General features: G+C 75.5%; 3 protein-coding genes. 1 reads left to right on the forward strand and 2 read right to left on the reverse strand.

Annotated elements, in window-relative coordinates; genetic code table 11:
• Positions 1–130 precede the first annotated feature (130 nt).
• On the forward strand, positions 131–901 hold the full coding sequence (locus ACSNOK_RS32170; RefSeq protein WP_436784325.1) for a 2OG-Fe dioxygenase family protein: 771 nt from the start codon (positions 131–133) through the stop codon (positions 899–901).
• Here ACSNOK_RS32170 and ACSNOK_RS32175 read toward each other — a convergent pair.
• The gene (locus ACSNOK_RS32175) at positions 888–2,027 is read right to left on the reverse strand and encodes a carboxylate-amine ligase (protein ID WP_436784326.1); all 1,140 of its coding nucleotides are present in this window, start codon (positions 2,025–2,027) and stop codon (positions 888–890) included. The genes ACSNOK_RS32170 and ACSNOK_RS32175 overlap by 14 nt on opposite strands.
• Positions 2,028–2,118: 91 nt before the next feature.
• The gene (locus ACSNOK_RS32180) at positions 2,119–2,898 is read right to left on the reverse strand and encodes an SDR family NAD(P)-dependent oxidoreductase (RefSeq protein ID WP_436784327.1); all 780 of its coding nucleotides are present in this window, start codon (positions 2,896–2,898) and stop codon (positions 2,119–2,121) included.
• Positions 2,899–2,957: the final 59 nt, after the last annotated feature.

Here is a 2,957-nt window from a genome sequence, read left to right on the forward strand (position 1 = left end):
GCCCCCCGCCCGGCTCCGGGGCACGGCGCTACGTCGGCTGAGGACCGCTCCCCTCCCCCGTCACCCGAACGGCCGCCATGGCGCCCCCTCTCGGCTCGACCGCCCCCGGGCGGTCGCCCATCATGAGGCTATGGACGATCTCGGCACCGACCTGCGGGCGAACGGGCACGTGGACCGTGCGGACAGTGCGGCGGACGGCTGGCCGGAGCACATCCGCAGGGCCCTTCCGGAGCGCGGCTTCTGCTTCGTTCCGGCCGCGGACGTCCGGCGGGGCCTGGGGGTGGGCCCCCGGGGCTGGGCGCGTTTCGCCGCCCACTGGGAGGATCTGGGCCCGGACCCGTACGCCGCCGAGACCGGGACCCTCCGTATGCGGCGCTACGGGCATCTGCTCTTGTCGCGCGACGGCCGGCTGACGCCGCAGCCGCACGACGCCTTCGTACAGCCGGAGAACACCAACCAGCTGTACATCGGCAAGGACCGCGCGTTCGAGCCGCTGACCGACGCGTTCCTGGCCGATCCGCTGCTGACGTCCCTGATCCGCGCCCTGGGTGTGATCGCGGGTGCCCTGGTGGACGCGGACCGGTGGAGTGTGAAGGTGCACCCGTTCCGGGTCGTGGCCGCCGCGGACAGCGACGGGCAGCCCACACCGGAGGGCCGGCACCGCGACGGCGTGACGCTGGTGACCTCGATGCTGGTCGACCGCCGGAACGTGACGGGAGGGGCCAGCACGGTCTACGACAAGCAGGCCAGACCCCTGTTCACCACCACGCTCGGCGAGCCCGGTGAACTGCTGCTCGGCGACGACCGCGACACGCTCCACAGCGTCTCCCCCCTGCGCCCGGCCGAGGCCGGTCCGCCCGCCTACCGCGACGTCCTGGTGACGACCCTCACGGAGTGCTGACCCCTCCGTCCCCTCCGGTCCCTCCGTGTTCGGTGGCCTCCACCAGGCGGTCCACCACGCCCTGGAGCCCGCCACCGGTCCCCGCCCACGACCGCTGCCGGTGCGCGCCGCCGCCGCTTTCCGCCAGCCTTCGGAAGAACGCCGCCACCCGGGGCCGGTCCCCGTACCCGTCCAGGAGCGGGCGCGCCTGCCGCACCGCCTGCCGCGCCTGCTCGGCGACCGGCTCGACGCCGCCCGCCCCCGCGTCCGGCCCGCTGCCCGGCCAGCCGTCCCGGGCGGCCCGCCAGCACGCGGCCCGCAGGACCTCGGCGTCGACGCGCGGGCCGGGGTCGCCCTCGGCCGCCCGCTGCGCGGAGCTGACGACCAGGGCCCTGACCAGGCCCGCGAGGGCGACGGTGTCCGCGATGACCGGGGAGACGTCCATGCACCGCACTTCCAGGGTCGGCAGCCGGGGGTGCGGCCTCAGGTCCCAGAACGGCATGTCCGGTTCCAGCATCGCCCCGGTCTCCGCGACGGCGACGGCCAGCCGCCGGTGGTCCTCCAGGGACGCCGCGTAGGGCGGGGGCCCCAGGCACGGGAACCGTCCCCGGATGACCGTGCGCCAGCCGGCGTAACCGGTGTCGTGGCCGCGGTGGTACGGGGAGTTCGCGCTCAGCGCCACGAGCAGCGGCAGCCAGGGGCGCAGGTGGTTGCCCGTCAGGACGGCCAGCTCGCGGTCGGGCAGGTGGACGTGGACGTGGAGGGCGCTGACGGAGAAGTCGTCCAGCATGGCCCGGTACTGTTCGAGCCCCGCCCGGTAGCGGGGGTGCTCCCCCGCCCGCAACGGGCCGTGCGCCTCGACCACCGGCGTCCCGGAGGCGCACAGCCGGACGCCTTCCTCGCGCGCCGCCGCCACGAGCGCCGCCCGCACGCGCGCGATCTCGTCGTGCAGCCGGTCCAGCCCGGTACACGGCGGGGTGCGGCCTTCCACCTGGTGGGAGGCGAACTCCTGGGCGACGAGGTCTCCCACCGCCGCGGCGGCCCGCGCGACCACCCGCGCGCCGACGGGGGCGACGTCGCGCGTGGCGGGGTCGACGAGGAAGTACTCCTCCTCCACACCGATCGTCGGCGGGTTCGAGCCGGTCACCCGTCCAGCGTGCCACTCCGCCCGGAAGACGGCGCTCCGGAGGCTGTGCCGGCGTCGCGGATACGGGCCCCCAAACACACCCGGGACCGGCTCAGTGCACCGAGAACCCCCCGTCCACGAACACCGACTGCCCGGTAACGTACGCCGAGGCGCGGCTCGCCAGGAAGACGACCGCCCCCGCGAAGTCCTCGGCGAGCCCGTTGCGGCCGGTGAGCGTGCGGGCGGCGAGCGCGGCCACCTGTTCGGGGTCGGAGGAGAGGCGTTCGTTGAGCGGCGTCCTGACGAAGCCGGGGACGAGGGTGTTGCAGGTGACGCCGTACGGCGACCAGGCCTCGGCCTGGGAGCGGGCGAGGGACTCCAGGGCGCCCTTGGAGACGCCGTACGCGCCGCTCCGCACGAACGCCCGGTGGGCCTGCTGGGACGTGACGTGGATGATCCGTCCGTAGCCGCGCTCCGCCATGCCGGGCCCGAAGCGCTGCCCGAGCAGGAAGGGGGCTTCCAGGTTGACGGCCATGGTGGTGTCCCACACGTCCTCCCCGAGCTCGCCCATCGGGGGGCGGAGGTTGACGCCCGCGCTGTTGACGAGGATGTCGGGTTCGCCGAACGCCCGGACGGCTTCCTCGGCGGCGGCCCGGACGCCGTCCCGGGTCCCCAGGTCGGCGCTGACCCGCGCCGCCCGGCCGCCGTGCCCCGCTATCTCGCGGACGGTGGCGTCGAGTCCGTCCTCCTTGCGGGCCACCACCACGACGCTCGCTCCGGCCCGGGCCAGGGCGACCGCCATGGCCCGGCCGATGCCGGAGCTGCCGCCGGTGACCACGGCGACCCGTCCGTCCAGGGAGAACAGCTCGGAGAGGTAGGGAGATGTGTTCATGGCCGCACCCTAGGCGGGCGGGGGCCGGGCGGGGCACCCGCCCCCCCCCCGCCCCCACA

Source organism: Streptomyces sp. URMC 126 (assembly GCF_051386555.1).
In the GTDB taxonomy this organism is placed as follows: domain Bacteria; phylum Actinomycetota; class Actinomycetes; order Streptomycetales; family Streptomycetaceae; genus Streptomyces.